This is a genomic window from Pseudomonas sp. GW821-FHT09D08 (genome assembly GCF_059416305.1).
On record NZ_JBWKOX010000003.1, the window covers coordinates 409,826 to 435,811 of the forward strand.

A 25,986-nucleotide genomic window follows, 5' to 3' on the forward strand; every position below is an offset into this window, starting at 1 on the left:
GAAGGTTTCTCACAAGGCTAGATCCTCAGGTGTGAATGTCATCTTGAATGAACGATAGGGAGCGAAGTCGCTTGGTTTCATTCCCTGCATCTCGGTCAACCGGCCAATATTCTTGACCGCGGCAACCGCCGAACTGTCGAACGAACCGTCACCACTGGACTTGGCCACGCTGACCGAAGTCACCGTACCGTCCGGCAACATGCCGATCTGCAGCACTACTGTCATGCCTTTGCGTGCCGAAGGTGGACGTGTCCAGCCTTCTGCTGCCCGCGCCCGAATCAGGTCGTCGAAACTGCCCGCGACTTCATCGCCACGTTCATCGGCCAAGGCTTGCTGACGCTGCGGCGTGTCGGAGAGCAAATCTGCCAAGGCCTGGGCCTTTTTCTCTTCGGCGGATTTACGCGCTGCTTCCTGGGCCTTTTTCTTGGTGGCATCGGCGGCAGCTTTCTTCTTCGCGTCGTCGGCGATTTTCTTCTTCGCCTCGTCTGCTTCAGCTTTTTTCTTGGCGTCTTCGGCGGCTTTCTTCTTCGCGTCTTCGACTATTTTCTTCTTGGCGTCTTCAGCGGCCTTTTTCTTGGCCTCTTCTTCGGCAGCCTTCTTGGCTTCTTCTTCAGATTTCTTCTTGGCTATATCAGCCAATTGTTTCTCTTCAGCTTTTTTAGCTTCGGCAGCTTTCTCGGCTTTCTTGGCTTCATCAGCCTTTTTCGCCTCGTCGGCCTTCTTGGCTTCGTCAGCCTTTTTCGATTCCTCGGCCTTTTGAGCCGCCTCTTCTTTCTTTTGTTCCGCAGCAGCCTTCACCGCTTCCTGCTCGACCTTCTTCTGTTCCATCTGTTCGACTTCAGTCTGGCGCGCAGCCGACTTCTGGGCCTCACCCGCAATCTTCTGATTGGTCTGGGTGGTGGCCTGGCTTTTCGATTTCAGCTGATACAGGGTCGCCTGCACGATCGGCTTGGCTGGCGGCAGGTCCGGGGTCATGGCAAAGCTGACGAACAGCATGCCAAAGACCAGGACGTGCAGGGCAATTGCCCAGACGCTAGGCCAGAAGAAGCTTTCCGAGGCGGACGGCTCTCGCTGTTGGTGCATCAGGGCGCCTCGGTAATCAAGCCAACGTTACCGACGCCGGCCTTCTGCAGCCCGCCCATGGCGCCCATGACGGAGCCGTAGTCGACCGACTTGTCGCCGCGGATGAACACCTGGGTGTGCTTGCCGCCTTCGTTGCCGGAGCGAATGATCTTGGTCACCGCATCGGTCATCGCCGGCAGGGTCAAGGCCTTGTCCTGCTGTTTCTGCGTGTCGACTTCGCTGCCAAGGTTCCAGTAATAGGTCTTGTCAGCCTTGATCGAAATGGTCAGGACCTGAGTGTTGTTGTCCTGCGGCAAGGCTTCACTGGAAACCTTGGGCAGATCAACCTTCACGCCCTGGTTGAGCATCGGCGCGGTCACCATGAAGATCACCAGCAACACCAGCATCACGTCGATGTAGGGCACTACGTTCATCTCGGCGACCGGCTTGCGCTTTTTGCGAGCTCGAGCGATTAAAGCCATTGGGAATTACCTGCTTATTCTTCGCTGGTGTGCACTTTACGGTGCAGGATCGCCTGGAATTCATCGGCGAAGGTGTAGTAACGGCCGATCAACGTTTCGCTGGTGGCAGCAAAGCGGTTGTAGGCAATTACTGCGGGGATAGCGGCGAACAGGCCGATCGCGGTGGCGATCAGGGCTTCGGCAATACCCGGGGCCACGGTGGCCAGGGTCGCTTGCTGGGCCTGGGCCAGGCCGCGGAACGAGTTCATGATCCCCCACACGGTACCGAACAGGCCGATGTACGGGCTGACGGAACCGACGGTAGCGAGGAACGGCAGGCTCTGCTCCAGTTTCTCTTCTTCACGGGAAATGGCGACGCGCATGGCACGGGCCACGCCTTCCATGACCGCTTCCGGATCAACACCGGGCTGCTGGCGCAGGCGCGAGAATTCCTTGAAGCCGGCGCGGAAGATCTGCTCGACGCCCGAGTCCGGGTCCGGGTTGCTGCCGGCCTGGCGGTACAGCTTGGACAGGTCGATACCCGACCAGAAGCGCTCTTCAAAGCTCTCCAGGGCACGTCGACCGGCACGCAGCAGGTTGCTGCGCTGAAAAATCATGACCCAAGAGGTAACCGATGCGGCTACCAGGGTCAGCATCACCAGTTGAACCACGACACTGGCATTGCTGACCAGGCTCCACATGGAGGAATGGTCGACGACGGTAGGTTCCACGCTAAATCTCCTGCTTTGATTGTTTACCCGCGCCGCTCACGGCAGCAAAGGCCGCACGTAGAGTTTCGGGAATGGCCCGAGGTTTCAAACTGTTGGTGCGCACACACGCCACCAGGAACTGCCCCTCACAGAGCAGCGTTGCATCCGTTGCCCGCCTGACCTGCTGCTTGAAACGCAGGCTGGCACGGTTCAATTCGATTACTTCAGCGCTGACCAGCAGTTCGTCGTCCAGTCGCGCCGGTGCGTGGTAACGCGCCTCGCTGGAATGCACGACGAATAACAGGTCCTCCCCTGCCAGCTGGGATTGGGCAAAGCCCAGCTCCCGTAGCCGCTCGGTACGAGCCCGCTCCATGAACTTGAGATAATTGACGTAATACACGATGCCGCCGGCATCGGTGTCCTCGTAATAAACGCGACAGCGATGTGCGAACGACTGATCCCCGTTTTGCGCGCGCATACTCTAGTGCTTACTCCTCAGGTTGCCAATCCGCTGGGGCAACTGTTTTTTCATTCTCGAAAAACATATCCAGTGACTGAATGACGACGCCAGCCACTAGGACAGCACAAACATCGAATAAATCGACTGGCGTGAAGCTTTTAATCGTCCACTGCATCAAGGAATTCGTCTACCACGGGCATCTCACCCAATCGTGACGGAATGTTTAGCCCGAAGTGCAGATAGGCATGGCGCGTCACCACTCGCCCCCTTGGCGTGCGCATGATATAGCCCTGCTGGATCAGGTACGGCTCCAGCACATCCTCGATGGTATGGCGCTCTTCACTGATGGCCGCCGCCAGGCTGTCGACACCCACCGGGCCGCCGTCGAACTTCTCGATCATGGTCAAGAGTAGACGTCGATCCTGATGATCGAAGCCGTGCTCGTCCACATCCAGCAGGTTCAGGGCCAGGTCCGCCACGGCCTTGGTGATGTGCCCCTTGGCCCGGACTTCGGCAAAGTCACGCACGCGACGCAGCAGGCGGTTGGCAATCCGTGGCGTGCCCCGGGCCCGACGGGCAATTTCGAACGCGCCCTCCGGGTCCAGGGGCAAGCCGAGAATACTGGCCGAACGGCTGACGATGGTCGCCAGATCGGCGGTGCTGTAGAACTCAAGACGTTGAACAATGCCGAAACGGTCTCGCAGCGGGTTGGTCAACATGCCCGCGCGCGTGGTCGCGCCCACCAGCGTGAACGGTGGCAGGTCGAGCTTGATCGAGCGCGCCGCCGGGCCTTCGCCGATCATGATGTCGAGCTGGAAGTCTTCCATCGCCGGGTACAGCACTTCCTCGACGATTGGCGAGAGCCGGTGGATTTCGTCGATAAACAGCACATCGTGCGGTTCGAGGTTGGTGAGCAAGGCCGCCAAATCACCTGGCCGCTCCAGCACCGGGCCGGAGGTGGACTTGATCGACACGCCCATTTCCTGGGCAATGATGTTGGCCAGGGTGGTTTTACCCAACCCTGGAGGACCGAAGATCAGGGTGTGGTCAAGGGACTCACTGCGCCCGCGCGCGGCCTGGATGAACAACTCCATCTGCTCGCGCACGGTGGGCTGGCCGATGTATTCGGCCAGGCTCAGGGGACGGATGGCGCGGTCCTGGACTTCTTCACGGTCGCGCGGGCCGGTGGCCGCGATCAGACGATCAGCTTCAATCACTTAAATCATTCCCTTCAGGGCTCGGCGGATCATGTCTTCGCTGCTCAGGTTCTTGTCCTTGATGGCCGAGACGGCCTTGCTGGCCTCCTGGGGTTTATAGCCCAGGGAGATCAGCGCACTGACGGCGTCGCTTTCAGCACTCGCGACCTGGCCCGCCGGCATATCCGGCTGGTTCGGCACCAGGGCGAACATGCTCGGCACCACCTCCCAGGCCTTGAAGCGGTCCTTGAGTTCTACCAGCAGGCGCTCGGCGGTTTTCTTGCCCACGCCCGGTACCTTGGTCAGCGCGGAGGTGTCCTGGGCCGACACGGCACGTACCAGCTCATCCACTTCCAGGCTCGACATCAACGCCAGGGCCAATTTAGGCCCCACACCATTGAGGCGAATCAACTCGCGGAAGAAGTCGCGGTCACGCTTGCCAATGAAACCATAGAGTAGTTGCGCATCTTCGCGCACCACCAGATGGGTATGCAGCGTTATGGGTTCACCGACCGACGGCAGGCGGTACAGGGTGGTCATGGGCACTTCCAGCTCATACCCCAGCCCGTTTACATCCAGAATCAGGTGCGGCGGCTGTTTCTCAGCCAGAGTGCCGCGCAAGCGTCCAATCACGGTTCAGATCCTTAAAGCTTGGGGTCAGAGCGAGGCCTGACCGGAAATAACGATTGCGCTGATGCTATCAGAGACGCAGGCGCCCGCCACGACTGCGTGCCGTTCCCAAGCCGTGAGGCAACAGGCTGGAGCGCGTGTGTGCATGGCAAATGGCAATGGCCAGGGCGTCGGAGGCATCGATCTGCGGCTTTGAGGTGAGCTTGAGCATGTGCATGACCATCATCTGCACCTGCTCTTTATTGGCCGCGCCGGTGCCGACCACGGACTGCTTGACCTGGGTCGCGGTGTACTCGGCGATCTCCATGCCCTCCTCGGCGCCGGCGACGATGGCGGCGCCACGGGCCTGGCCGAGCTTCAACGCCGAATCTGCGTTTTTTGCCATGAACACCTTTTCGATGCCCATGGTCACCGGTCCGTAGGTCTGGATCACTTCACGCACGCCGCGATAGACGATCTGCAGGCGCTCAGCCAACTCGCCTGCGCCGGTACGGATACAGCCCGAAGCGACGTAGACGCAGCCGCGCGGGGTGTGTTGCACCACACCAAAACCGGTGATGCGCGAACCGGGGTCGATACCTAGGATTAAAGTCATAACGCCTGCAGGTCGGATAAACACATTTTTTGATACACCGTAGTTCCCATGTGGGAGGGGGCTTGCTCCCGATGGCGATCGTCCAGTTAGACATAGGCTGACTGATACACCGCCATCGGGAGCAAGCCCCCTCCCACATTTGGATCTACGTCATTCTTCAGCCTAGCTGTTCGGCCACGGATTCCGGGATGTCGGCGTTGGAATACACGTTTTGCACATCATCCAGGTCTTCGAGCATATCGAGCATCTTCAGCACTTTCTGCGCACCGTCCAGGTCCAGCTCGGCACTGGTGGTCGGCAGCATCACGATCTCGGCGTCGGAGCCTTTGAAACCGGCCGCTTCCAGGGCATTACGCACGGCGTAGAAGCCGGCGAACGAGGTAAACACGTCGATGGAGCCATCTTCATTGGTCACCACGTCGTCGGCATCCGCCTCCATCGCCGCTTCCATCAGTGCATCTTCATCCACACCCGGCGCGAAGGAGATCTGCCCCTTGCGTTCGAACAGGTAGGCCACCGAACCGTCAGTCCCCAGGTTACCGCCACACTTGCTGAACGCATGACGCACGGCGGCGGCTGTACGGTTGCGGTTATCGGTCATGCATTCGACCATCACCGCCACGCCACCCGGGCCGTAGCCTTCGTAGGTCAACTCGACCATGTCGTCGGTGTCGGCAGCGCCGGCCCCACGGGCCACGGCACGGTCGATAATGTCGCGACTCATGTTCGCGCCGAGGGCCTTGTCCAGGGCCAGGCGCAGACGCGGGTTGGAGCCCGGGTCACCACCGCCCTGGCGAGCAGCGACCGTCAGCTCACGTATCCACTTGGTAAAAATCTTGCCTTTCTTGGCATCCTGACGCTCTTTGCGGTGCTTGATGTTCGCCCACTTGGAATGGCCAGCCATAACACAACTCCGAAATTCTCTAGAAACCTTATCAACCCCACCCCGGGTGGGATACACCCCTTGTAACGCAAAGGCGCATCCGAAGATGCGCCTTTTTAGACTGCGTAAACCTCAGTGCGCTTTCACGCAGCAGCCTTACTCAGCCTTCGGCGTCTCGCGCAGGCGGATATGCAGCTCGCGCAATGCCTTGGCATCCACCACACCCGGAGCCTGGGTCATGACGTCCGCAGCACTCTGGGTTTTCGGGAAGGCGATCACTTCACGGATCGACTGGGCACCGGTCATCAGCATCACCAGGCGGTCGAGGCCGAAAGCCAGGCCACCGTGGGGCGGCGCGCCGTATTTCAGGGCGTCGAGCAGGAAGCCGAACTTCTCTTCCTGTTCCGCTTCGTTGATACCCAGCAGGCGGAAGACCGCTTGTTGCATCTCTTTGCGGTGGATACGGATCGAACCGCCACCCAGCTCAGTACCGTTCAACACCATGTCATACGCGCGGGACAGCGCGCCTGCCGGGTTGGCTTCCAGCTCTTCGGGCGAGCACTTCGGCGCGGTGAACGGGTGGTGCAAGGCGCTGAAGCTGCCGTCGTCGTTTTCTTCGAACATCGGGAAGTCGACGACCCACATCGGTGCCCACTTGCAGGTCAGCAGGTCCAGGTCGTGGCCCAGCTTGATCCGCAGCGCGCCCAGGGCTTCGCTGACGATCTTGGCTTTGTCGGCGCCGAAGAACACGATGTCGCCGTCGACCGCGCCCACGCGATCCAGGATCACATTGAGGTTGGCTTCCGGGATGTTCTTCACGATTGGCGACTGCAGGCCTTCAACACCCTTGGCGCGCTCGTTGACCTTGATGTACGCCAGGCCCTTGGCACCGTAGATGCCGACGAACTTGGTGTAGTCGTCGATCTGCTTGCGCGGCATGCTCGCGCCGCCAGGCACTCGCAGGGCGGCGATGCGGCATTTCGGGTCGTTGGCCGGGCCGCTGAACACCTTGAAATCAACTTCGGTGAGCTGGTCGGCCACGTCCACCAGTTCCAGCGGGTTACGCAGGTCTGGCTTGTCCGAACCGTAGCGGCGCATGGCCTCTTCGAAGGTCATGTGCGGGAATTCACCGAACTCCAGGTCCAGCACTTCCTTGAACAGGTTGCGGATCATCTGCTCGGTGATGCCCATGATCTCTTTCTCATCGAGGAAGCTGGTCTCGATGTCGATCTGGGTGAATTCCGGCTGGCGGTCGGCGCGCAGGTCTTCGTCGCGGAAGCACTTGGCGATCTGGTAGTAACGGTCGAAGCCGGCCACCATCAGCAGTTGCTTGAACAGCTGCGGCGATTGCGGCAAGGCAAAGAAACTGCCGGCGTGGGTACGGCTAGGCACCAGGTAGTCACGCGCGCCTTCCGGGGTGGCCCGGGTCAGGATAGGCGTTTCGACGTCAAGGAAGCCGTTCTCGTCGAGGAAGCGGCGGATGCTGGTGGTCATGCGCGAACGCAGGCGCAGCTTCTCGGCCATTTCCGGACGACGCAGGTCCAGGAAACGGTAGCGCAGACGGGTTTCTTCGCCGACGTCGGAGTATTCGTTCAACGGGAACGGTGGCGTTTCCGATTCGTTCAGTACTTCCAGCTCGTAGCCCAGCACTTCGATCGCACCGGACGCCATGTTCGCGTTCACGGCACCGGCCGGACGCAGGCGAACCTTGCCGGTGATCTTCACGACGTACTCGCTGCGCACACGGTCAGCGGCGGCGAAGCTTTCGGCGCGATCCGGATCGAATACCACCTGGGCCAGGCCATCACGATCACGGATATCGAGGAAGATTACCCCGCCGTGGTCGCGGCGACGGTGAACCCATCCGCAAAGGGTGATTTCCTGACCATCCAGGGTCTCGTTCAGTTGGCCGCAATAGTGGCTGCGCATCATGATAGTGGTTTCACTTCTCGTAATTCGAAATTCGGTGGAGGCCTGCCTCGTCACCGTACATTAAAGCAGGGGACGGATAATGCAGGAGCCTGCGCATGGAGTTCAACTCAGTCTGCTTTGTCGCCGCCCGCCAGGTTCTTCTTCGAACCGGTCTTGAAATCGGTCTCGTACCAGCCGCTGCCGCTCAGGCGGAAGCCCGGCATGGACAACATCTTCTTGAGCTCGGGCGCCTGGCAGGCCGGGCAATCGACCAGCGGCGCTGCGCTGATCTTCTGGATGGCTTCCAACTGATGTCCACAGGAAGCACATTGATAGTCGTACATGGGCATGGCGATGTCTCGGCGGTCGATCGTTACTGTGCCGCGCCCGCTCCTGATAGAGAGCAGAGGGAGAAAGCCCCGGCAGCAGCAAAGCGCGGGATTATATCTGGTAAATCAAGGCAGCGCAGCCGGCTTTCTGCCCGGAGCCCGGTCCACCTCCACGGCGGACCTGCCCCGGGACGGGCCGATTACTCAAGGTTCGCTGAGACGGCACGGCCTTTTAACAGATGAACCACACACACCACCCTGACCAACCCACTGAAGTTCTTCACTCCTCCATACCGGAGGTGCACTTCCCGATCGACGTAGGACAGCAATGCGCTGACAGAGCAGGCATTGATCCTGGCTATTTCCGTGAGGATATTCCAATAGATCTGCTCAAGCCGAAGACAAGTGGAAAACCCATTGAGCCTTACCGATCGGGACAATGGCTTGGCCAGCCCCATATCGAACCCCTTGGCGAAGGGGTCGACGCTTATCTTGTGGAAACCACCGGTTTCCATCACTCCCACATCCACTCCACGTGACATACACCTGACACTCCATTGCCAAACAACAGCCCATGGGCTCTCCCATTGGACAATGGCCCTATAAGACAGCAGGACGAAGCAGGCAGCCAGAAGACGGGGCGTTGATAGGCGTAGGACAACGCCAGGAAATGCGTGGAAACAAGCAAGTGGCGCCACAACGGCGCCACTGTGGGTGACGTTTACTGGTTTTCGAGCAGGGAGCGCAGCATCCACGCGGTTTTCTCGTGAACCTGCATGCGCTGGGTCAGCAGGTCCGCGGTCGGCTCATCGCTGACCTTGTCGAGCAACGGGAAAATACCGCGTGCGGTACGCGTGACCGCCTCCTGGCCCGCCACCAGTTGCTTGATCATCTCTTCTGCGCTTGGAACACCCTCTTCTTCCTTGATGGAGGAAAGACGGGCGTAGATCGAATAGGCGCCTGGTGCCGGGAAACCCAGGGCACGGATACGCTCGGCTATGGCGTCCACCGCCAGCGCCAGTTCGTTGTACTGCTCTTCGAACATCAGGTGCAGCGTACGGAACATGGGGCCCGTGACGTTCCAATGGAAGTTGTGGGTCTTCAGGTACAGTACATAGGTATCGGAGAGCAGTCGTGAAAGCCCATCGACGATGGATTTACGATCTTCTTCACTGATACCGATATCGATTGCCATGTTTATCCCCTTCAATTGACAAGCATTCATTGATCAGGTGCACAACCACTCTAGCAAGAGCGGCGCAGAGACGCAGCCCGACACCCTCGGGCGACATGCGGCAAATCGCCCCTGCACGACCTGTCAGCCCGTGCAGTACAAGCCTTTGGGCACGTCGGAAATTTCTTTTAAGGCCGCAAGAAACCCCTGCACATGTCTAGGACAAGCGTTTCCCGCATAAATGCCAAGGCCCTTTAAAGCCTGATAAATGCTCGATTTGAGTAGGCACGGCCTTTGCTGTTAAATAGGCAGCGTGTCGCCGTCGTTAATTTCCACGGCAAGCGGCATAGGCTGATACCCGTGCACGTGCCCAACGCCTCCCATTGTTCAGAAGCGAACCGTGCCAGTCAGCTCTTCCTTGTGATCCGTCTTAACGTGAGTTAATCAAAATGTTGAAAATCGTCCACCTGCTAACGGGCGTTGCAGCGTTGCTGCTGTCCTTTATCCCGAGCCTGCAGCCTGAAAGCCTGCCCTACCTGCAACAACACGACGCTCTGTACCTGGCCTTGTTCGGCCTTCTTAACCTGACGCTCGCTCCCGTAATCCCTTACTGGAACAAAGGCACACGTCATCAACTGCAAAACCTGGTCAGCGCGCTGCTGGTACTGACCGTTGTCGTACAAACCCTCACCCTCCTGGCACCTATGCCTGAAGTGGGCGGCCATCCGGCCATCCTGCTCAGCCTGGTGATTGCTGTGGTCGCCATCGTTCTTCACCTGGCCATCAGCTTCTACCGTTCGTCCCCGGCGGCCGCGTCGCAAAACTACGACATGACCAATCGGGATACCGGTACCGTCAAGTGGTTCAACACCTCCAAAGGCTTCGGCTTTATTTCCCGCGATTCGGGCGACGACATCTTCGTCCACTTCCGGGCTATCCGTGGCGAGGGCCATCGCGTCCTGGTTGAAGGCCAGCGCGTGGAGTTCTCCGTGATGAATCGCGACAAAGGCCTGCAAGCCGAAGACGTGATCGCAGCCCTACCGCGTCGCTGATTCCAGCCTTCGCAGCAAAAAAAACCGCGATCCAGCCTGGCTGGGTCGCGGTTTTTTTATTGCCCTCGGATTAATAGTGCGGTGGCGGCGCCTCTTCTTCGGACGTCTCGAACTGGCCGCCCATTTCTTCCTGACGCTTGAGCAGCGCGGCCATCTGCAGCTGCAGGCGCTCAACCGCGCGCTGCTGGGCGACCAGGATGTCATTGAGGGTCTCGATGGTGTCGTCCTGAAAAGCCAGGCGGCTCTCCAGATCGGTAACGCGGTCTTGCAAGTCCATGGTTCAACCCTGGGTAAAGATAAAGTCGGCAGGCAGCAACGCGCGCAGGCGCACACGAATGGCCGCCACTTGCTCTTCAGTGTACGGCTGGGCCGGATGCTTGCCCCACACCGGCGCAGGCCACGCGGCGTCATCACGCTTGCGTACGATCACATGCACGTGCAATTGGCTGACGACATTGCCCAGCGCACCGATATTCATCTTGTCGGCGCCCAGGCCTTCGTTGAGTAACTGCGCCAGCAGCGTAGTTTCCTTCCAGAGGATCTGTTGATCTGCGACATCCAGCTGAAACACTTCACTGATACCGTTGATGCGTGGCACCAGGATGAACCACGGGTAATTCGAGTCATTGGACAGCAGCAGGCGGCACAACGGGAAGTCCCCGATCACCAGTGTGTCTTGTTGCAGGCGTTGATCTAAGGCGAACACCACGGGCACTCCGTTTGGCAGGTCAAGTTCTGGCGCCCAGCATACCTTTGAATGCAGGCGGCTTCACGGCGAATGCGGGGGAGCCCGGCGCATCCGGAGAAAAAAATCGCACCCTTTCGATGCAGGCGAATAATTGAGCTACGCTAACACGGGCCTCACCGGGATGCACCAAAATGACCCACTTGTGCCTCAAAGAGATCCGCCAACTACCCACTCATGGGGGTGGACCGGTAACGTTTTTCTCGGGCAAGGTTTTTTTGCACCCCCGAACAGCGGTAACACACGGGCGTCAAGCCCAAACCAAACGGCGTAAAAAGCCCGTGCTTATGCGGTTTTTACCCCGTCGTAACGTTTTTCACGAAAAAATGACATTCAGTTACCGGTTTGGGCGCGCTTGTTGCATTCACCCCCCTATCGTCGACAACGGCACCTGCAGGGAAGTGAGTGTTTCGCGATAAATAACAGTGGCGTTTCAATGTATACCAAGGAAGACGACAAACGCTGAACGGCGTTTGAAAACAGCATTGAAGTTGTCAGTCCCGTTACATTCGGACTGTGAATTTGCGACATGGAACTAGCAATTTACGACAGCCTCGTAAAGAAGCTGAAAGGAAAGATGGGTAAGTATCGTCAATAGAGTCTGCGTGATATAACTTTGCGCCGACACAAAAAAGAAAGAGCCGCCCAGATAAAAATACAGGTGGGACGGCAGTACTCTTCCTAAAACCAAAGGAGCAAATCACGATGCGCGTGATGAAGTGGAGCATGATCGCCCTGGCTGTTTCAGCAGGCACCTCGCAGTTCGCAATGGCGTCCGCCCAGGACGATTCCAAGGGCTTTGTTGAAGACAGTACGTTCAGCATCAATACTCGCGCGCTGTACTTCAGCCGCGATTTCCGTAATGAACCAGCGAACGGCTACGCCACGGTCAACGGCAAGCGCAAAAGCCGTGCTGAAGAAACGGGCTTGGGCTTCAATGCACTGTTCGAATCGGGCTTCACCCAAGGCACTATCGGCGTCGGTTTCGATGCAATCGGCCTGCTGGGCGTCAAGCTCGACAGTGGCAAGGGGCGCGCAGGCACCGGGCTGTTCCCCACCGGTTCCGACGGTCGTTCGCAAGACGACTACTCCAAAGGCGGCGGCGCCATCAAGTTCCGCTTCTCCAACACCGTGCTGAAAGTCGGTGACCAATACACCACAGCCCCTGTGTTCGCTTCCGACGACAGCCGTCTGCTGCCGGAACTGCCACAAGGTATCTCGATCACCAGCAACGAGATCAAGGGCCTGAAACTGGAAGGCGGCCACTTCACTTCCAGTGTTGCGCAGAACCAGACGTTTCATGACAGCCTGGGCCTGACCAAGACCGACTTTGTCGGCGGTGTATACTCGTTCACTCCAGAGCTCACCGGCAGCCTGTACTACGCTAAAACCGAAGACTACTTCCGCAAGTACTACAGCAACGTGAACTGGACCCACGCGCTCAGCGATGACCAGTCCTTCGCTCTGGACTTCAACATCTACGACACCAAGAGCGACGGTGCCGGCCTGCAGCGCGCCGAAAAAGATGGCACGACCAAGCTCGACAACCGCGCGTTCAGCTTGCAGGGCGCCTACACCATCGGCGCTCACACGTTCACCCTGGCAGCCCAGAAGGTTACCGGCGACGGCGACTACGGCTACGGCGTAGACGGCGGCGGCACGATCTTCCTGGCCAACTCCGTTGCCCGTTCCGACTTCAACGCCGAAGGCGAGAAGTCCTACCAGGCACGTTACGACATCAACATGGCAACCTTTGGCGTTCCTGGTTTGAGCTTCATGACTCGTTACATAACCGGTAGCGGCGCCGACACTGGCACCACTAACAATGGTAAAGAGTGGGAACGCGATATCGAAGCCAAGTACGTGATCCAGAGCGGTCCAGCCAAAAACCTGAGCCTGCGTCTGCGTCAAGCGACCTATCGCTCCGGTGATGGCGTGTACTACGGTTCGCCTTCGATCGACGAACTGCGTCTGATCGCAAACTACCCGCTGAACATCTTGTAATTGCCGGTTCAATTACAACGATGACTTAAGGCCCCGGCCTTAAACAAAAAAGCCGCTCCCCTGCTTACAAGGGAGCGGCTTTTTTATTGCAGTTTTATTTCAGCGAATAAATAACTAGCAAGCTAACTAACGAGATTCAGGTGACACGTTTAACCTGACCTTTCGGCCAAGTTAAACGCGCTTCTTTCACTTACTTCGGAGCTGCTTCCTGCATCACTCGAATAACGCGCTGCGGAAATGGAATATCAATCCCCGCTGCCTTTAAACGATCACGCGCCAGTTCATTCAACATGAACACCACATCCCAATAATCCGGGGTATTGGTCCAGCAGCGCAGGGAAACCGTGATCGAGCTATCGCCCAAGGTCGACACCACGGCCACCGCAGCAGGATCCGTCAGTACGCGCGGATCTTTTGCCAGGTCCAGCAGTACTTCACGGGCCTTTTGCAGATCCGCCTCGTAGTCCACACCCACGTCAAACACCACCTTGCGGGTCGGCTGACGGTTGGTGTTGGTGATGATGCCGTTGGACAGGATGCCGTTGGGCACGATGACGGTCTTGTTGTCACCGGTACGCAGCACGGTGTGGAAGATCTGGATGCTATCGACGGTCCCGGAGGTGCCCTGGGCTTCAATCCAGTCACCAATGCGGAACGGGCGGAACAACAGGATCAGCACGCCACCGGCAAAGTTGGCCAGGCTGCCTTGCAACGCCAGGCCGATGGCCAGGGTAGCGGCACCGATGGCAGCCACGAACGAGGTCGTCGCCACGCCGATCATCGAGGCCACGCTGACAATCAGCATGACTTTCAGCGCAATGTTCGCCAGGCTGGTGATGAAGTGCTGCAGCGCCAGGTCCGCGTTACGCATGGCCAGCAGGCGGCCCACGCGATGGGTCAATACGTTGATCAGCCACCAGCCAATGGCCAGGGTGATCACCGCCAGCAACACCCGGCTGCCGTATTCCATGATCATCGGGATCCATGACTGCGAGGTCTTGATCAAGTGATCCATTTCAGCGTTTAAATCCATGTAGCTTCTCCTGTATGGCGGATGTGCGGCTTATTGACTGCCTGAAAACGCAAATGAGCCCCGTAGGGCTCAAGAGCAGGCGCTGGCTCTGGGGCGTGGGACGCCGAAAACGCCCACAGGTTCCCCAATGTGCCATCAGTCGCGGAAGTTATTGAACTGCAGCGGCATGTCGAAGGTCTTGGCGCGCAGGGCGGCAATGGCCTCCTGCAGGTCATCACGCTTCTTGCCGGTGACACGAACCTGCTCACCCTGGATGGCAGCCTGTACTTTCAGCTTGGCATCCTTGATATGGGCAACGATCTTCTTCGCCAGCTCCTTGTCGATACCTTCCTTGAGTACGGCTTCCTGCTTCATCAGCTTGCCGGAGGCGTAGGCGTCCTTGATTTCAAGGCACTGCGCGTCGATCTTGCGCTTGACCAGCGACAGCTTGAGGATCTCGATCATCGCTTCCAGCTGGAAATCGGCTTCAGCGGTCAGGTTGACGGTCAGTTCCTTTTCCTTGAATTCGAAGCTGCCCTTGCCTTTCAAGTCATAGCGGCGGTCCAGCTCCTTGACGGCGTTCTCGACGGCGTTGGTGACTTCGTGTTTGTCCAGTTCAGATACCACGTCGAACGAAGGCATGTGATTTCTCCAATATAAGGGGCGGGTTCAGTAGAGATGGAGCGCGCCCGAGCTAAAATGCCGGGGCATTATAGCGGTTCTTTCGTCCCGTTCACTGTGAGCGACCCTGCGGAGCAAAAACTGATGTCGACCACCTGGCATATTCTCGGCGCGGGCAGCCTGGGCACACTGTGGGCCACCCGCCTGGCTCGTGCCGGCTTGCCCGTCAGGTTGATCCTGCGCGATGCCGCGCGCCTGGCCAGCTACCGGGCTTCACCCGGCTTGACCCTGGTGGAACACGGCGTCGCCCACACCTACCCGGTGTTCGCCGAAACGCCCGACAGCCCCGAGCCGATTCATCGCCTGCTGGTAGCGTGCAAGGCGTACGACGCCCAGGGCGCTGTCGCACAACTGCAACACCGTCTGGCACCGGACGCCGAGCTGATCCTGCTGCAGAACGGCCTCGGCAGCCAGGACGCGGTGGCCGCGCAACTGCCCCAGGCGCGCTGCATTTTTGCCTCCAGCACCGAAGGCGCGTTTCGCGACGGTGACTGGCGCGTTGTGTTCGCCGGCCATGGCTACACCTGGCTGGGAGACGCAAGCCACCCTACTCCGCCGCTGTGGCTGGATGACCTGCACGCTGCGGGCATCCCCCACGAATGGAGTACCGACATCCTGACGCGCCTGTGGCGCAAACTGGCGCTCAATTGCGCGATCAACCCGCTGACGGTGCTTTACCAGTGCCGCAATGGCGAACTGCAGAACCATCAATGTGAAGTCGCGACCCTGTGTGCCGAGCTTGGCGAACTGCTGGAATGCTGCGGCCAACCCGCCGCCGCGCGGGATCTGCACCAGGAAGTGGAACGGGTCATCCAGGCCACGGCCGCCAATTATTCCTCCATGTACCAGGACGTGGCCAACGGCCGCCGCACCGAGATCAGCTACTTGTTGGGCTATGCTTGCCAGGCGGCCGCCCGTCACCAATTGAACCTGCCCCATGTGCAACAACTGCAAGTGCGCCTGGTCGAGCAGTTACTTGCACGCGGATTGCCCCGCGACTGAGCCACGCGCTACCCTGCCCGCCTGTCTATCACCTGGGAAAACCCTGATGCCGTTGCGCCAGCGTCTAGAAAACCTACCGGTCGGGCAGAAACTGCTGGCCGCCCTGCTGGTGCTGCTGACCACCGTCCTGCTGGTGGCCAACCTGACCTTTATCAGCGCCGCCTACTGGATCTCCCAGGAAAGCATGGCGCCCCAGGCCTTGCAGGCCATCGGCCGGCTGGTGTCCAACCCGGCCCTCGCCGCCGAAGCCCTTGAATCCCCGGCCAAGGCCGATGCGCTGCTCAATGAACTGACCAGCTATTCGCCCCTGCGCGCCGCCGCCCTGTACGACGGCGAAGGCAATCGCCTGGCGCAGATGCAACACGGCGATCGCCTGCACCTGCCGGACACCTACCGGCATATCGAAGCCTGGCGAGTGACCGAATTTCGCAGTAACCAGGTCATCACCCTGCCCCGTCCCGGCCAACCGTCCGGCCACCTGCTGCTGGTGGCCAGCAGTGAGCTGCCGGTGGCCTTCTATACCGGCACATTGACGGCGAGCCTGGGCATCCTGATTTTCAGTGTGCTGCTGTGGTTGATCATCGCCCGGCAGATCAAACGCCTGATCACCCGGCCGATCCATGAACTCGAAGAGCTGTCACGCCAGGTGACCCGCGAAGAGAACTACGCCCTGCGTGCCGGCCGGGGCAACCGCGATGAAATCGGCAGCCTGGCCGAAGCCTTCAACACCATGCTGTCGCGCATCGAAGCCCGGGAGCAGCAGCTCAAGCGCGCACGGGACGACTCCCAGGCGGCCTACGACCAGGCACAAGGCCTGGCCGAAGAGACACGCCACACCAACCGCAAGCTGGAGCTGGAAGTCCAGGTGCGCAGCAAGATCGAGAAAAAGCTCACCGGTTTCCAGAACTACCTGAACAGCATCATCGACTCGATGCCTTCGGCACTGATCGCCCTGGACGAACAGCTCTACGTCACGCAATGGAATCAGGAAGCCACGGCTCTGTCCGGCACGCGCCTGGATGAAGCGCTGAATCAACCGATCTACCTCGCCTTCCAGCCGCTCAAGCCGTACCTGCCGCAGATCAAGGCCACGGTGGAACAACACACGGTGGAACGCATCGAGCGCGTCACCTGGGTCAAGGACGACGAACCCAAGCATTACGCCCTGACCTTCTACCCGCTGATGGGCGGTGCCGGTCGCGGCGTGGTGATCCGTATCGACGACATCACCCAGCGCCTGTCCCTGGAAGAGATGATGGTGCAGTCGGAAAAAATGCTCTCCGTCGGCGGACTTGCTGCCGGCATGGCCCACGAGATCAACAACCCGCTGGGGGCGATCCTGCATAACGTGCAGAACATTCGCCGGCGCCTGTCCCCTGACCTGCCCAAGAACCTGGAACACGCCGAACGGGTGGGTGTTGAGCTGGACACCGTCAACCGCTACCTGCAAAGCCGCGAAGTGCCGCAACTGCTCGACGGTATCCAGCAGGCGGGGGCACGGGCGGCGAAAATCGTCACCCACATGCTCAGCTTCAGCCGCCGCAGCAACCGGCAGATGGCGCCTTGCGACCTGCCGGCGCTGATCGACCAGGCGGTAGAAATCGCCGGTAATGACTTTGACCTGGCCATTGGCTTCGACTTCAAGGGCCAGGCGATCATCCGCCAGTTCGACCCGCAACTGGGCCCCGTGCCCGGCACGGCCAACGAACTGGAACAGGTGCTGCTCAACCTGCTGAAAAACGCCGCCCAGGCCATTCACCTGCGCGAGGACGACAGCGAACCGGGGCGCATCATCCTGCGCACGCGCCTTAACCCGCCGTGGGCGGAAATCCAGGTGGAAGACAACGGCATCGGCATGAGCGAAAACGTGCGCAAACGCACCTTCGAGCCGTTCTTTACCACCAAGGAAATCGGCCAGGGCACCGGGCTTGGGCTGTCGGTGTCGTACTTCATCATCACCAACAACCACAAGGGCCAGATGGAGGTGCATTCCACCCTCGGCCAAGGCACCTGCTTCACCTTGCGCCTGCCCCTCGCGGGCCAACTGCCACCTTACGAACTCACCCAACTGGAGCACTGACCATGGGCTTTCGCCTGTCGAAGATTTACACCCGCACCGGCGATAAAGGCGAAACAGGCCTCGGCGACGGCCGCCGCGTGCCCAAGGACCATCCCCGGGTGGAGGCCATCGGCGAGGTCGATACGCTCAATAGCCAGTTGGGGTTACTGCTGGCGTATCTCGAAGCCCTCGGCGGGCAGCATCCAGGCTTACAGGACGTGATCGAGGTGCTTACCCCTTGCCAGCATAGATTGTTCGATCTGGGTGGGGAGTTGGCCATGCCGGAGTACAAGGCATTGAACGCGGCGGAAGTGGATCGACTGGAAGCGGCGATCGATCGCTGGAACGAAGAGCTCGGGCCCCTGGAGAATTTCATCCTGCCCGGTGGTTCAGCGCTGATTGCCCAGGCCCATGTGTGCCGCAGCCTGGCGCGCAGTGCCGAGCGGCGCTGTCAGCATTTGAATGCTGTCGAGCCGTTGGAAGGGGTGGGGTTGGCGTATATCAATCGGCTGTCGGATTTGCTGTTTGTTGCGGCAAGGGTGATCGCCAGGCGCCAGGGGGTGGCTGAGGTTTTGTGGCAGGCCGCCGCGAAGCCACATTGATATTTTTTGCTGATTGACAGGGCCTCATCGGGGGCAAGCCCCCTCCCACATTTTGATCACATTCCAAAGTTGGAACCCGGTCGAATGTGGGAGAGGGCTTGCTCCCGATAGGGCCCTTCAGAACAGCATCAAACCTCAGGCCAGAACGCCCGAATCCCTGCGACACCTTGAGCGCCGGCTTCCCAAGCCTGTTCCCGCTCAGCAGGCCCTACCCCACCCAACAGAAACACCGGTTTGCTGAACCCACGGATCAACTCTGCCGCCTGTTCCCAGCCCAACGGCTGCGCATCGGGATGGGTCTGGGTCGGCTGCACCGGCGACAGCGTGACAAAATCCACGTCCATCAACTCCGCCAACGCCAGTTCTTCCGCGTTATGGCATGACGCCGCCAACCAGCGGTCCTTCGGCAACGGCCGGCCCTTGCTCGCATATTTGCGCAGTTGGGCCGAAGTCATATGCCAGCCGGCCGCCGGGAAGTCCCCGAGCCATTCAAACGGCCCCTTGAGCATCAACTGCGCCTTACCGGCGCACAGGCCCACCGCATCTACCGCAAGATCGCGGTATTTAGGGTCATAACCGTTGGGCGCCCGCAGCTGGATCAGCTTGATTCCACCGGCGATAGCCTTCTGAATCCCGCGCAGGAGCGTGGGCGTTTCCAGCTCGCCCGGCGTGATCAGGTAATCGGCCGGCAAGCGCGCGGCCGCCACGATCGGCGCGTTGGCCGCCGGGAACTCATAGTGGGGCAGATCGCGCGGGGTCACCCATTCCAGCGGTTGTCCCTCGGCACCGTGGGGCTCGCCGGTAAAGGCCGAGACTTCCCAGACATCCAGCAACACCTGCTTGTCCGGGTAGTCATGCTGCACCTTGATCAGCGGTCGCGCCGTGGTGACCTGGATACCCAGCTCTTCCTGCAACTCACGGGACAGGGCCGTGGCGACCGACTCATCGGCCTCCACCTTGCCACCGGGAAACTCCCAGAGGCCGCCCTGATGCTGGGTATCGGCACGGCGCGCCAGCAGGATCCTGCCGTCGACACCGCGGATCACCGCTGCTGCTACATGCACTCGTTTCACCGCGCTTATCCTCTTCTATCAGGTGCGGTATTCCGCATTGATCTTCACGTACTCGTGGGACAGGTCGGTGGTCCAGATGGTTTCGCTGCACTCACCGCGACCGAGTTCGATGCGGATAGTGATTTCTTCCTGCTGCATCACCGCCGAACCCTGGGCTTCGGTGTAGGTCTCGGCACGGGCGCCACGGCTGGCGATGCATACGTCGCCCAGGAACACGTCGATCTTGCTCACGTCCAGGTCCGGCACGCCGGCACGGCCGACGGCGGCCAGAATGCGGCCCCAGTTCGGGTCGGAGGCGAACAGCGCGGTCTTGATCAGCGGCGAGTGGGCCACGGTATAGCCGACATCCAGGCATTCCTGATGGTTGCCGCCGCCGTTGACTTCAACGGTCACGAACTTGGTCGCGCCTTCACCGTCACGCACGATGGCCTGGGCCACGTCCATGCACACCTCGAACACCGCCTGCTTCAGCGCCGCGAACAGCGGGCCGCTGGCTTCGGTGATTTCCGGCAGGTTGGCCTGGCCGGTGGCGATCAGCATGCAGCAGTCATTGGTGGACGTGTCGCCATCAATGGTGATGCGGTTGAACGACTTGTTGGCGCCGTCCAGGATCAGGCTGTGCAGCACATCGCGGGAAACCTTGGCGTCGGTGGCGATATAGCCAAGCATGGTGGCCATGTTCGGGCGAATCATGCCCGCGCCCTTGCTGATGCCAGTCACGGTAACCGTCACACCGTCGTGCACGAACTGGCGGCTCGCGCCTTTTGGCAGGGTGTCGGTGGTCATGATGCCGGTGGCGGCTGCCGCCCAGTTATCCACAGACAGGTCGTCCAGCGCGGCTTGCAGGGCGCCTTCGATTTTTTCGACCGGCAGCGGCTCACCGATGACGCCGGTGGAGTATGGCAGCACTTGGCTGGCGTCCACGCCGGCCACTTGGGCCAGCTTGGCGCAGGTACGTGCGGCGGCGACCAGCCCAGGCTCACCGGTACCGGCGTTGGCATTGCCGGTGTTGGTCAGCAGGTAACGAATCGAGCCGGCAACACGCTGCTTGGCCAGGATCACCGGCGCGGCGCAGAAGGCGTTGAGGGTGAACACACCCGCAACGGTCGAGCCTTCGGCACAGCGCATCACCACCACATCCTTGCGCCCTGGGCGCTTGATGCCGGCCGAAGCGATACCGAGCTCAAAACCGGCAACCGGGTGCAATGTGGGCAAAGGACCAAGACCAACAGCCATGAATGCGCTCCTTAAAAATAGGTGATGTCTGTGCCGTCGTGATCGACGGTGAAATTAATGGCAAAACGCCGCGACGGCAGGGGCCGGTCGCGGCGCGGGGTGTAGCAGCGTCAGGCAAAAATCTTAGTTGATTTCGCCGTGGCAGTGTTTGTACTTCTTGCCCGAACCGCACCAGCACAGTTCGTTGCGGCCCAGCTTCTGCTCGTTGCGAACCGGGGTCTGGGCCAGGACTACATCGACCTCTTCACCCAGTACTTCAGGCGCTTCCAGACCCGGTGCCTCGTCATGCTGGAACTGCATGCGCGCAGCCAGTGCCTCGGCCTCCTGGCGCAGGCGCGCTTCTTCCTCGATCGGGTCTTCGCGACGCACCTGAACGTGGGACAGCACGCGAATCGAATCGCGCTTGATCGAATCCAGCAACTCGGAGAACAGCGTGAACGACTCGCGCTTGTACTCCTGCTTCGGGTTCTTCTGGGCATAGCCACGCAGGTGGATGCCGTGACGCAGGTGGTCCATGGTCGACAGGTGGTCTTTCCACAGGTCGTCCAGCACGCGCAGTACGATTTGCTTCTCGAAGGTGCGCAGTGCTTCGGCACTCGCCTGCTCTTCTTTCTCGTTGTACGCGGCCAGCAGCTCGGTCATGAGCTTCTCGCGCAGGGTTTCTTCGTACAGGTGGTCGTCTTCGTCGAGCCATTGCTGGACCGGCAAGTCGACACCGAAGTCGCTCTTCAACGCAGCTTCCAGACCGGCGACATCCCACTGTTCAGGCAGCGATTGTGGCGGGATATGTGCGCTGACGGTGGCGTTGAGTACGTCCTGACGGAAATCGGCGATGGTTTCGCCAATGTTGTCGGCGGCCAGCAACGTGTTACGCATGTGATAGATCACTTTACGCTGTTCGTTGTTGACGTCATCGAACTCGAGCAGTTGCTTACGAATGTCGAAGTTACGGCCTTCTACCTTGCGCTGGGCCTTCTCGATGGCGTTGGTCACCATGCGGTGCTCGATCGCTTCACCGGACTGCATGCCCAGGGCCTTCATGAAGTTCTTCACCCGATCCGAGGCGAAGATACGCATCAGGCTGTCTTCCAGGGACAGGTAGAAACGGCTGGAACCGGCGTCACCCTGGCGGCCGGCACGACCGCGCAGCTGGTTGTCGATACGACGGGATTCGTGGCGCTCGGAGGCGATCACCTGCAAGCCACCGGATTCCAGCACGGCCTGGTGGCGTTTCTGCCAGTCTGCCTTGATCTGGGCGATCTGCTCAGGGGTCGGATCGTCCAGCGAAGCCACTTCCACTTCCCAGTTGCCGCCCAGCAGGATGTCGGTACCACGACCGGCCATGTTGGTGGCGATGGTCAGCGCGCCTGGGCGACCGGCCTGGGCGATGATCTCGGCTTCTTTTTCGTGGAACTTGGCGTTGAGGACCTTGTGCTCGATGCCTTCCTTGTTGAGCAGGTTGGACACGTGCTCGGAAGTCTCGATGGTGGCGGTACCCACCAGGATCGGACGGCCCTGGGCCATGCCGTCCTTGATGTCGTTGATGATCGCCGCGTATTTCTCTTCGGCGGTCAGGAACACCAGGTCGTTGAAATCTTTACGGGCCAGCGGCTTGTTCGGCGGGATGACCACCACCGACAGGCCGTAGATCTGGTGGAATTCGAACGCTTCGGTGTCGGCGGTACCGGTCATGCCGGACAGCTTGTTGTACAGGCGGAAGTAGTTCTGGAAGGTGGTGGACGCCAACGTCTGGCTTTCGGCCTGGATGTTGAGCATTTCCTTGGCTTCGATGGCCTGGTGCAGGCCTTCGGACAGACGACGGCCCGGCATGGTACGCCCGGTGTGCTCGTCGACCAGTACGACCTGGCCATCCTGCACGATGTATTCGACGTTGCGATGGAACAGCTTGTGGGCACGCAGGCCGGCATACACGTGGGTCAGCAGGCCCAGGTTGTGGGCCGAGTACAGGCTCTCGCCTTCGGCCAGCAGGCCGATCTGGGTCAGCATGTCTTCGACGAACTGGTGACCGGCTTCGTTGAGTTCGACCTGGCGGGTCTTCTCGTCGATGGTGAAGTGACCTTCTTTGGTCACCACGCCTTCCACTTCCTCGATGTGCTGCTCAAGGCGCGGGATCAACTTGTTGATCTCGGTGTACAGGCGCGAGCTGTCTTCGGCCTGGCCGGAGATGATCAGCGGGGTACGGGCTTCGTCGATGAGGATGGAGTCGACTTCGTCGATCACGGCAAAGTTGAGTTCGCGCTGGAATTTTTCTTCCATGCTGAACGCCATGTTGTCGCGCAGGTAGTCGAAACCGAATTCGTTGTTGGTACCGTAGGTGATGTCGGCGGCGTAGGCGGCGCGCTTCTCTTCCGGCGGCTGGAACGGCGTTACCACGCCGACGGTCAGGCCGAGGAATTCATACAGCGGGCGCATCCAGTTGGCGTCCCGGCGAGCCAGGTAGTCGTTCACCGTCACAACGTGCACGCCCTTGCCGGACAGTGCGTTGAGGTAAACACCCAGGGTTGCTACCAGGGTCTTGCCTTCACCGGTACGCATTTCGGCAATCATGCCTTCATGCAAGGTCATGCCGCCGATCAACTGGACGTCGAAGTGGCGCATGCCCATGACACGCTTACCGGCTTCACGGGCAACCGCAAAGGCTTCGGGAAGCAGCTTGTCGAGGGTTTCACCTTTGGCTATGCGGGCCTTGAACTCTTCGGTCTTGGCGCGCAATTGCTCGTCCGAAAGGGCAACCATCTGCTCTTCGAAGGCATTGACCAGCTGCACCGTCTTGAGCATGCGTTTGACTTCGCGCTCATTCTTGCTTCCAAAAAGTTTCTTTAACAAAGGCGCAAACATATCGGCAGGTTCTTCCACACATAGGGATGGAGGGCGCACCGTGAGTGGCCCGAGCAGCCCTCACGGCCGCATGCGAACGCGCATTCTACCCGGAATCGTGGGTGAGGAAAGTGGCGTTGTTTCCCGATGCTGGCATGGGGCTGTGAGAGGGCTTGTTTAAAATAAGGGCTTTTGCGCGAACTTCAACCCGTGGAGCTCATTGATTTTGTGGATAAAGCCCCGGCAATGCATTGCCCGGGGCCGCGTAGACGCTTTCTGCTAAGATGGCCGCTCTGTTACTTAAGGTGTCCAATCATGGCATTTCGCCCTCTTACAGCCCGCGCGCCCAGCGTGTTGCTTCGCGAAGCCAAGCCGTTGAAAGCCATCTTTGGCCATGCGCAACGCTTGGGCCATTTGCAACGCCTGCTCGAAAGCCAACTTCAACCGGCGGCCCGTGAGCACTGCCACGTGGCGTCCTGGCGTGAAGGCAACCTGCTGCTGATTGTCACAGATGGCCACTGGGCGACCCGCCTGCGCTATCAGCAAAAACGCCTGCAGCGTCAATTGATGGCGTTCGATGAGTTCGCCAACTTGACGCGCATCCAGTTCAAGGTGCAGCCGCCGACCGTGCAACAAGGCGCGGCGGGCCACACGATGGACTTGTCGGAGACGGCGGCCGAGACGATTCAGGCCACGGCCGACGGCATCAGCGATCCGGGCCTGCGCGCGGCGCTTGAGCGGCTGGCCGCCCATGGCAAGCCCAAGCCCTGAACCGCTACTTGCGCTTACTGCCGCCCAGCAAAGACCCCAGCAAACCACGCACCAGTTGGCGCCCCATCTGATTGGCGGCCTGCTGCATCGCGGATTTCAGCGCCTTGCCTGCGGTGGTTCCCAGAAACGCCCCGGCCTTGTCAGTGAAACTGGGCTCCTCGTCGGCCTGCCTGGTCTCTTCGGTCGGTCCAAGCGCCTTGCGCGCCATCAACACTTCATAGGCCGACTCGCGATCAATCGGCTTGTCATAGCGCCCCTGCAAGGGCGAACTGGCCACCAATGCAGCGCGTTCAGCCGAACTGAGCGGCCCGATTCGCGATTGCGGCGGCGCGACCAGTACGCGTTGGACGACTTCCGGCGTACCTTTTTCCTGCAAGGTGCCCACCAATGCCTCACCCGTGCCCAGCTCGGTCAACACCGATAACGCATCAAACGCCGGGTTCGGCCGGAACCCGTCTGCGACCGCCCGCAAGGATTTCTGTTCTTTCGTGGTGAACGCCCGCAGGCCATGCTGGATGCGCAAACCCAGTTGCGCCAGCACGGAGTCCGGCAGGTCGCCCGGCGATTGGGTGACGAAATACACCCCCACGCCCTTGGAACGGATCAGCCGCACCACTTGTTCCAAGCGCTCTTGCAAAGCCTTGGGCGTGTCGGCAAACAACAAATGCGCCTCGTCGAAAAACAGCGCGAGCAACGGTTTTTCGGCATCGCCGCGCTCGGGCAGTTGCTCGAACAATTCCGCCAACAGCCACAACAGGAAGGTCGCGTACACTTTCGGGGCTTCATGCACCAGGCGGCTGGCGTCCAGCAGATGGATACGCCCGCGCCCCTCGCGGGTGGGCTGCAAGATGTCTTCAAGCTGCAGGGCCGGCTCGCCAAACAACGCCTCGGCGCCCTGCTGCTCCAATACTGCCAGACGCCGCAACAGCGCCTGGCTGGAGCCGGTGGTCATCAGCGCCGCATCCTCGCCGAGCAACTCCGGGTGATAACGCAGGTGGTTGAGCAAGGCCTTGAGGTCCTTGAGATCCAGCAGCAACAGGCCTTCGCGATCCGCCACCTTGAACGCTGCGTAAAGGGCCGACTGCTGGCTGTCCGTGAGTTCCAGCAAACTGCCGAGCAACAACGGCCCCATTTCGCTGATGGTGGTGCGCAATGGATGACCGGACTGCCCGTGGATATCCCACAGCGTGACGGGATACGCCTTGGCCGTGTAATTAAGGAACGGCATGCCGGCGATGCGCTCTGCGACTTTGCCCTGAGGGTTGGCGGCGGCACCCAGGCCACAGAGGTCACCTTTGATATCCGCGGCAAATACCGCGACGCCCGCATCACTGAACGCTTCGGCCAGACGTTGCAACGTGACCGTCTTGCCTGTGCCCGTGGCGCCGGCGATCAAACCGTGACGGTTGGCCAGGCGCATGGCCTGGGCAATAGGCTGGCCGTCAAGACCGGCACCGATAAGGAGTTGCGTGGAATCAGGCATTTCGTCACCCATGGTTA

Annotated in this window: 26 protein-coding genes; 6 read left to right on the forward strand and 20 right to left on the reverse strand. The window is 60.1% G+C overall.

The window, feature by feature from the left end; genetic code table 11:
• Window positions 1–9: 9 nt before the first annotated feature.
• From tolA to AC07OP_RS08160, 12 genes are all read right to left on the reverse strand, one after another.
• On the reverse strand, window positions 10–1,083 hold the full coding sequence (tolA, locus tag AC07OP_RS08105; protein ID WP_053135848.1) for a cell envelope integrity protein TolA: 1,074 nt from the start codon (window positions 1,081–1,083) through the stop codon (window positions 10–12).
• Window positions 1,083–1,535 (reverse strand): protein TolR, encoded by a 453-nt coding sequence (tolR, locus tag AC07OP_RS08110; RefSeq protein ID WP_161793227.1) that lies wholly within the window; start codon window positions 1,533–1,535, stop codon window positions 1,083–1,085. Before tolR ends, tolA begins: the two co-directional genes overlap by 1 nt.
• Window positions 1,536–1,558: 23 nt before the next feature.
• On the reverse strand, window positions 1,559–2,254 hold the full coding sequence (gene tolQ / locus AC07OP_RS08115) for a protein TolQ (RefSeq protein WP_015885609.1): 696 nt from the start codon (window positions 2,252–2,254) through the stop codon (window positions 1,559–1,561).
• Window position 2,255: 1 nt separating this feature from the next.
• A complete protein-coding gene (gene ybgC / locus AC07OP_RS08120) occupies window positions 2,256–2,711 on the reverse strand; it encodes a tol-pal system-associated acyl-CoA thioesterase (RefSeq protein ID WP_032890914.1) in 456 nt (151 codons plus the stop codon).
• 140 nt (window positions 2,712–2,851) lie between these two features.
• The gene (gene ruvB / locus AC07OP_RS08125) at window positions 2,852–3,910 is read right to left on the reverse strand and encodes a Holliday junction branch migration DNA helicase RuvB (RefSeq protein ID WP_003193867.1); all 1,059 of its coding nucleotides are present in this window, start codon (window positions 3,908–3,910) and stop codon (window positions 2,852–2,854) included.
• Window positions 3,911–4,522 carry a Holliday junction branch migration protein RuvA gene (gene ruvA, locus AC07OP_RS08130; RefSeq protein WP_003175802.1) on the reverse strand — a complete coding sequence of 204 codons (612 nt, stop codon included), beginning with the start codon at window positions 4,520–4,522 and terminating at the stop codon, window positions 3,911–3,913.
• A 67-nt stretch (window positions 4,523–4,589) separates the two neighbouring features.
• Window positions 4,590–5,114, reverse strand: a complete 525-nt coding sequence (gene ruvC / locus AC07OP_RS08135) for a crossover junction endodeoxyribonuclease RuvC (protein WP_027605540.1) — start codon at window positions 5,112–5,114, stop codon at window positions 4,590–4,592.
• A 157-nt stretch (window positions 5,115–5,271) separates the two neighbouring features.
• Window positions 5,272–6,018 carry a YebC/PmpR family DNA-binding transcriptional regulator gene (locus AC07OP_RS08140; RefSeq protein WP_027605539.1) on the reverse strand — a complete coding sequence of 249 codons (747 nt, stop codon included), beginning with the start codon at window positions 6,016–6,018 and terminating at the stop codon, window positions 5,272–5,274.
• 135 nt (window positions 6,019–6,153) lie between these two features.
• Window positions 6,154–7,929, reverse strand: coding sequence for an aspartate--tRNA ligase (aspS, locus tag AC07OP_RS08145; RefSeq protein WP_027605538.1), 1,776 nt, complete (start codon window positions 7,927–7,929; stop codon window positions 6,154–6,156).
• 107 nt (window positions 7,930–8,036) lie between these two features.
• Window positions 8,037–8,258, reverse strand: coding sequence for an FmdB family zinc ribbon protein (locus AC07OP_RS08150; protein WP_010208103.1), 222 nt, complete (start codon window positions 8,256–8,258; stop codon window positions 8,037–8,039).
• A 179-nt stretch (window positions 8,259–8,437) separates the two neighbouring features.
• Window positions 8,438–8,779, reverse strand: coding sequence for a ribbon-helix-helix domain-containing protein (locus AC07OP_RS08155; RefSeq protein ID WP_065939167.1), 342 nt, complete (start codon window positions 8,777–8,779; stop codon window positions 8,438–8,440).
• Window positions 8,780–8,958: 179 nt separating this feature from the next.
• Complete coding sequence (locus AC07OP_RS08160; protein WP_027605536.1) at window positions 8,959–9,432, reverse strand: Dps family protein; 474 nt, start codon at window positions 9,430–9,432, stop codon at window positions 8,959–8,961.
• Window positions 9,433–9,860: 428 nt separating this feature from the next.
• Between AC07OP_RS08160 and AC07OP_RS08165 the strand changes: the two genes are divergently transcribed.
• A complete protein-coding gene (locus tag AC07OP_RS08165) occupies window positions 9,861–10,463 on the forward strand; it encodes a cold-shock protein (protein WP_005790922.1) in 603 nt (200 codons plus the stop codon).
• Window positions 10,464–10,533: 70 nt separating this feature from the next.
• On the opposite strand, the gene AC07OP_RS08170 is transcribed toward AC07OP_RS08165, so the two are convergent.
• Together AC07OP_RS08170 and AC07OP_RS08175 are read right to left on the reverse strand one after the other, a co-directional pair.
• Window positions 10,534–10,740, reverse strand: a complete 207-nt coding sequence (locus AC07OP_RS08170; protein WP_115487175.1) for a SlyX family protein — start codon at window positions 10,738–10,740, stop codon at window positions 10,534–10,536.
• Between the two features lie 3 nt (window positions 10,741–10,743).
• Window positions 10,744–11,169 (reverse strand): HIT domain-containing protein, encoded by a 426-nt coding sequence (locus tag AC07OP_RS08175; protein ID WP_115487253.1) that lies wholly within the window; start codon window positions 11,167–11,169, stop codon window positions 10,744–10,746.
• A gap of 744 nt (window positions 11,170–11,913) precedes the next feature.
• On the opposite strand from AC07OP_RS08175, the gene AC07OP_RS08180 reads away from it, so the two are divergent.
• Window positions 11,914–13,212, forward strand: a complete 1,299-nt coding sequence (locus AC07OP_RS08180) for an OprD family porin (protein WP_115487176.1) — start codon at window positions 11,914–11,916, stop codon at window positions 13,210–13,212.
• A gap of 190 nt (window positions 13,213–13,402) precedes the next feature.
• Here AC07OP_RS08180 and AC07OP_RS08185 read toward each other — a convergent pair whose 3' ends face one another.
• Both AC07OP_RS08185 and AC07OP_RS08190 read right to left on the reverse strand, forming a co-directional pair.
• Entirely contained in the window at window positions 13,403–14,245 is an 843-nt protein-coding gene (locus AC07OP_RS08185) for a mechanosensitive ion channel family protein (protein ID WP_027605532.1), read from the reverse strand.
• 135 nt (window positions 14,246–14,380) lie between these two features.
• Window positions 14,381–14,866, reverse strand: coding sequence for a YajQ family cyclic di-GMP-binding protein (locus tag AC07OP_RS08190; protein WP_003175814.1), 486 nt, complete (start codon window positions 14,864–14,866; stop codon window positions 14,381–14,383).
• A 123-nt stretch (window positions 14,867–14,989) separates the two neighbouring features.
• Here AC07OP_RS08190 and AC07OP_RS08195 point away from each other — a divergent pair, with 123 nt between their 5' ends.
• From AC07OP_RS08195 to AC07OP_RS08205, 3 genes are read left to right on the forward strand one after another with little or no spacing between them, the layout of a single operon-like run.
• The gene (locus AC07OP_RS08195; RefSeq protein WP_495100517.1) at window positions 14,990–15,907 is read left to right on the forward strand and encodes a putative 2-dehydropantoate 2-reductase; all 918 of its coding nucleotides are present in this window, start codon (window positions 14,990–14,992) and stop codon (window positions 15,905–15,907) included.
• Between the two features lie 46 nt (window positions 15,908–15,953).
• Complete coding sequence (locus AC07OP_RS08200; protein ID WP_495100516.1) at window positions 15,954–17,987, forward strand: sensor histidine kinase; 2,034 nt, start codon at window positions 15,954–15,956, stop codon at window positions 17,985–17,987.
• Window positions 17,988–17,989: 2 nt separating this feature from the next.
• Entirely contained in the window at window positions 17,990–18,568 is a 579-nt protein-coding gene (locus AC07OP_RS08205; protein ID WP_027605529.1) for a cob(I)yrinic acid a,c-diamide adenosyltransferase, read from the forward strand.
• A 128-nt stretch (window positions 18,569–18,696) separates the two neighbouring features.
• Here the strand turns inward: AC07OP_RS08205 and AC07OP_RS08210 are convergent, their stop codons facing one another.
• The 3 genes from AC07OP_RS08210 to secA all read right to left on the reverse strand — a co-directional run bounded on the left by AC07OP_RS08210 (window position 18,697) and on the right by secA (window position 23,736).
• Complete coding sequence (locus tag AC07OP_RS08210; RefSeq protein WP_495100515.1) at window positions 18,697–19,641, reverse strand: Nudix family hydrolase; 945 nt, start codon at window positions 19,639–19,641, stop codon at window positions 18,697–18,699.
• A gap of 18 nt (window positions 19,642–19,659) precedes the next feature.
• Window positions 19,660–20,877: a bifunctional glutamate N-acetyltransferase/amino-acid acetyltransferase ArgJ gene (gene argJ / locus AC07OP_RS08215; RefSeq protein ID WP_495100514.1), complete on the reverse strand. Its 1,218-nt coding sequence runs from the start codon at window positions 20,875–20,877 to the stop codon at window positions 19,660–19,662.
• Between the two features lie 123 nt (window positions 20,878–21,000).
• Window positions 21,001–23,736, reverse strand: coding sequence for a preprotein translocase subunit SecA (gene secA / locus AC07OP_RS08220; protein ID WP_065939173.1), 2,736 nt, complete (start codon window positions 23,734–23,736; stop codon window positions 21,001–21,003).
• Between the two features lie 294 nt (window positions 23,737–24,030).
• On the opposite strand from secA, the gene AC07OP_RS08225 reads away from it, so the two are divergent.
• The gene (locus AC07OP_RS08225; protein WP_253491869.1) at window positions 24,031–24,486 is read left to right on the forward strand and encodes a DUF721 domain-containing protein; all 456 of its coding nucleotides are present in this window, start codon (window positions 24,031–24,033) and stop codon (window positions 24,484–24,486) included.
• Window positions 24,487–24,490: 4 nt separating this feature from the next.
• Here AC07OP_RS08225 and AC07OP_RS08230 read toward each other — a convergent pair whose 3' ends face one another.
• Window positions 24,491–25,969, reverse strand: coding sequence for a helicase HerA-like domain-containing protein (locus AC07OP_RS08230; RefSeq protein WP_495100513.1), 1,479 nt, complete (start codon window positions 25,967–25,969; stop codon window positions 24,491–24,493).
• Window positions 25,970–25,986 lie beyond the last annotated feature (17 nt).

Excerpts from the sequence above, each read along its gene's own strand:
- tolA (WP_053135848.1), bottom strand. The coding sequence starts at position 1,083 with ATGCACCAACAGCGAGAGCCGTCCGCCTCGGAAAGCTTCTTCTGGCCT.
- ybgC (WP_032890914.1), bottom strand. The coding sequence starts at position 2,711 with ATGCGCGCGCAAAACGGGGATCAGTCGTTCGCACATCGCTGTCGCGTT.
- ruvC (WP_027605540.1), bottom strand. The coding sequence starts at position 5,114 with ATGACTTTAATCCTAGGTATCGACCCCGGTTCGCGCATCACCGGTTTT.
- AC07OP_RS08140 (WP_027605539.1), bottom strand. The coding sequence starts at position 6,018 with ATGGCTGGCCATTCCAAGTGGGCGAACATCAAGCACCGCAAAGAGCGT.
- aspS (WP_027605538.1), bottom strand. The coding sequence starts at position 7,929 with ATGATGCGCAGCCACTATTGCGGCCAACTGAACGAGACCCTGGATGGT.
- AC07OP_RS08150 (WP_010208103.1), bottom strand. The coding sequence starts at position 8,258 with ATGCCCATGTACGACTATCAATGTGCTTCCTGTGGACATCAGTTGGAA.
- AC07OP_RS08155 (WP_065939167.1), bottom strand. The coding sequence starts at position 8,779 with ATGTCACGTGGAGTGGATGTGGGAGTGATGGAAACCGGTGGTTTCCAC.
- AC07OP_RS08160 (WP_027605536.1), bottom strand. The coding sequence starts at position 9,432 with ATGGCAATCGATATCGGTATCAGTGAAGAAGATCGTAAATCCATCGTC.
- AC07OP_RS08165 (WP_005790922.1), top strand. The coding sequence starts at position 9,861 with ATGTTGAAAATCGTCCACCTGCTAACGGGCGTTGCAGCGTTGCTGCTG.
- AC07OP_RS08170 (WP_115487175.1), bottom strand. The coding sequence starts at position 10,740 with ATGGACTTGCAAGACCGCGTTACCGATCTGGAGAGCCGCCTGGCTTTT.
- AC07OP_RS08180 (WP_115487176.1), top strand. The coding sequence starts at position 11,914 with ATGCGCGTGATGAAGTGGAGCATGATCGCCCTGGCTGTTTCAGCAGGC.
- AC07OP_RS08185 (WP_027605532.1), bottom strand. The coding sequence starts at position 14,245 with ATGGATTTAAACGCTGAAATGGATCACTTGATCAAGACCTCGCAGTCA.
- AC07OP_RS08190 (WP_003175814.1), bottom strand. The coding sequence starts at position 14,866 with ATGCCTTCGTTCGACGTGGTATCTGAACTGGACAAACACGAAGTCACC.
- AC07OP_RS08195 (WP_495100517.1), top strand. The coding sequence starts at position 14,990 with ATGTCGACCACCTGGCATATTCTCGGCGCGGGCAGCCTGGGCACACTG.
- AC07OP_RS08200 (WP_495100516.1), top strand. The coding sequence starts at position 15,954 with ATGCCGTTGCGCCAGCGTCTAGAAAACCTACCGGTCGGGCAGAAACTG.
- AC07OP_RS08205 (WP_027605529.1), top strand. The coding sequence starts at position 17,990 with ATGGGCTTTCGCCTGTCGAAGATTTACACCCGCACCGGCGATAAAGGC.
- argJ (WP_495100514.1), bottom strand. The coding sequence starts at position 20,877 with ATGGCTGTTGGTCTTGGTCCTTTGCCCACATTGCACCCGGTTGCCGGT.
- secA (WP_065939173.1), bottom strand. The coding sequence starts at position 23,736 with ATGTTTGCGCCTTTGTTAAAGAAACTTTTTGGAAGCAAGAATGAGCGC.
- AC07OP_RS08225 (WP_253491869.1), top strand. The coding sequence starts at position 24,031 with ATGGCATTTCGCCCTCTTACAGCCCGCGCGCCCAGCGTGTTGCTTCGC.
- AC07OP_RS08230 (WP_495100513.1), bottom strand. The coding sequence starts at position 25,969 with ATGCCTGATTCCACGCAACTCCTTATCGGTGCCGGTCTTGACGGCCAG.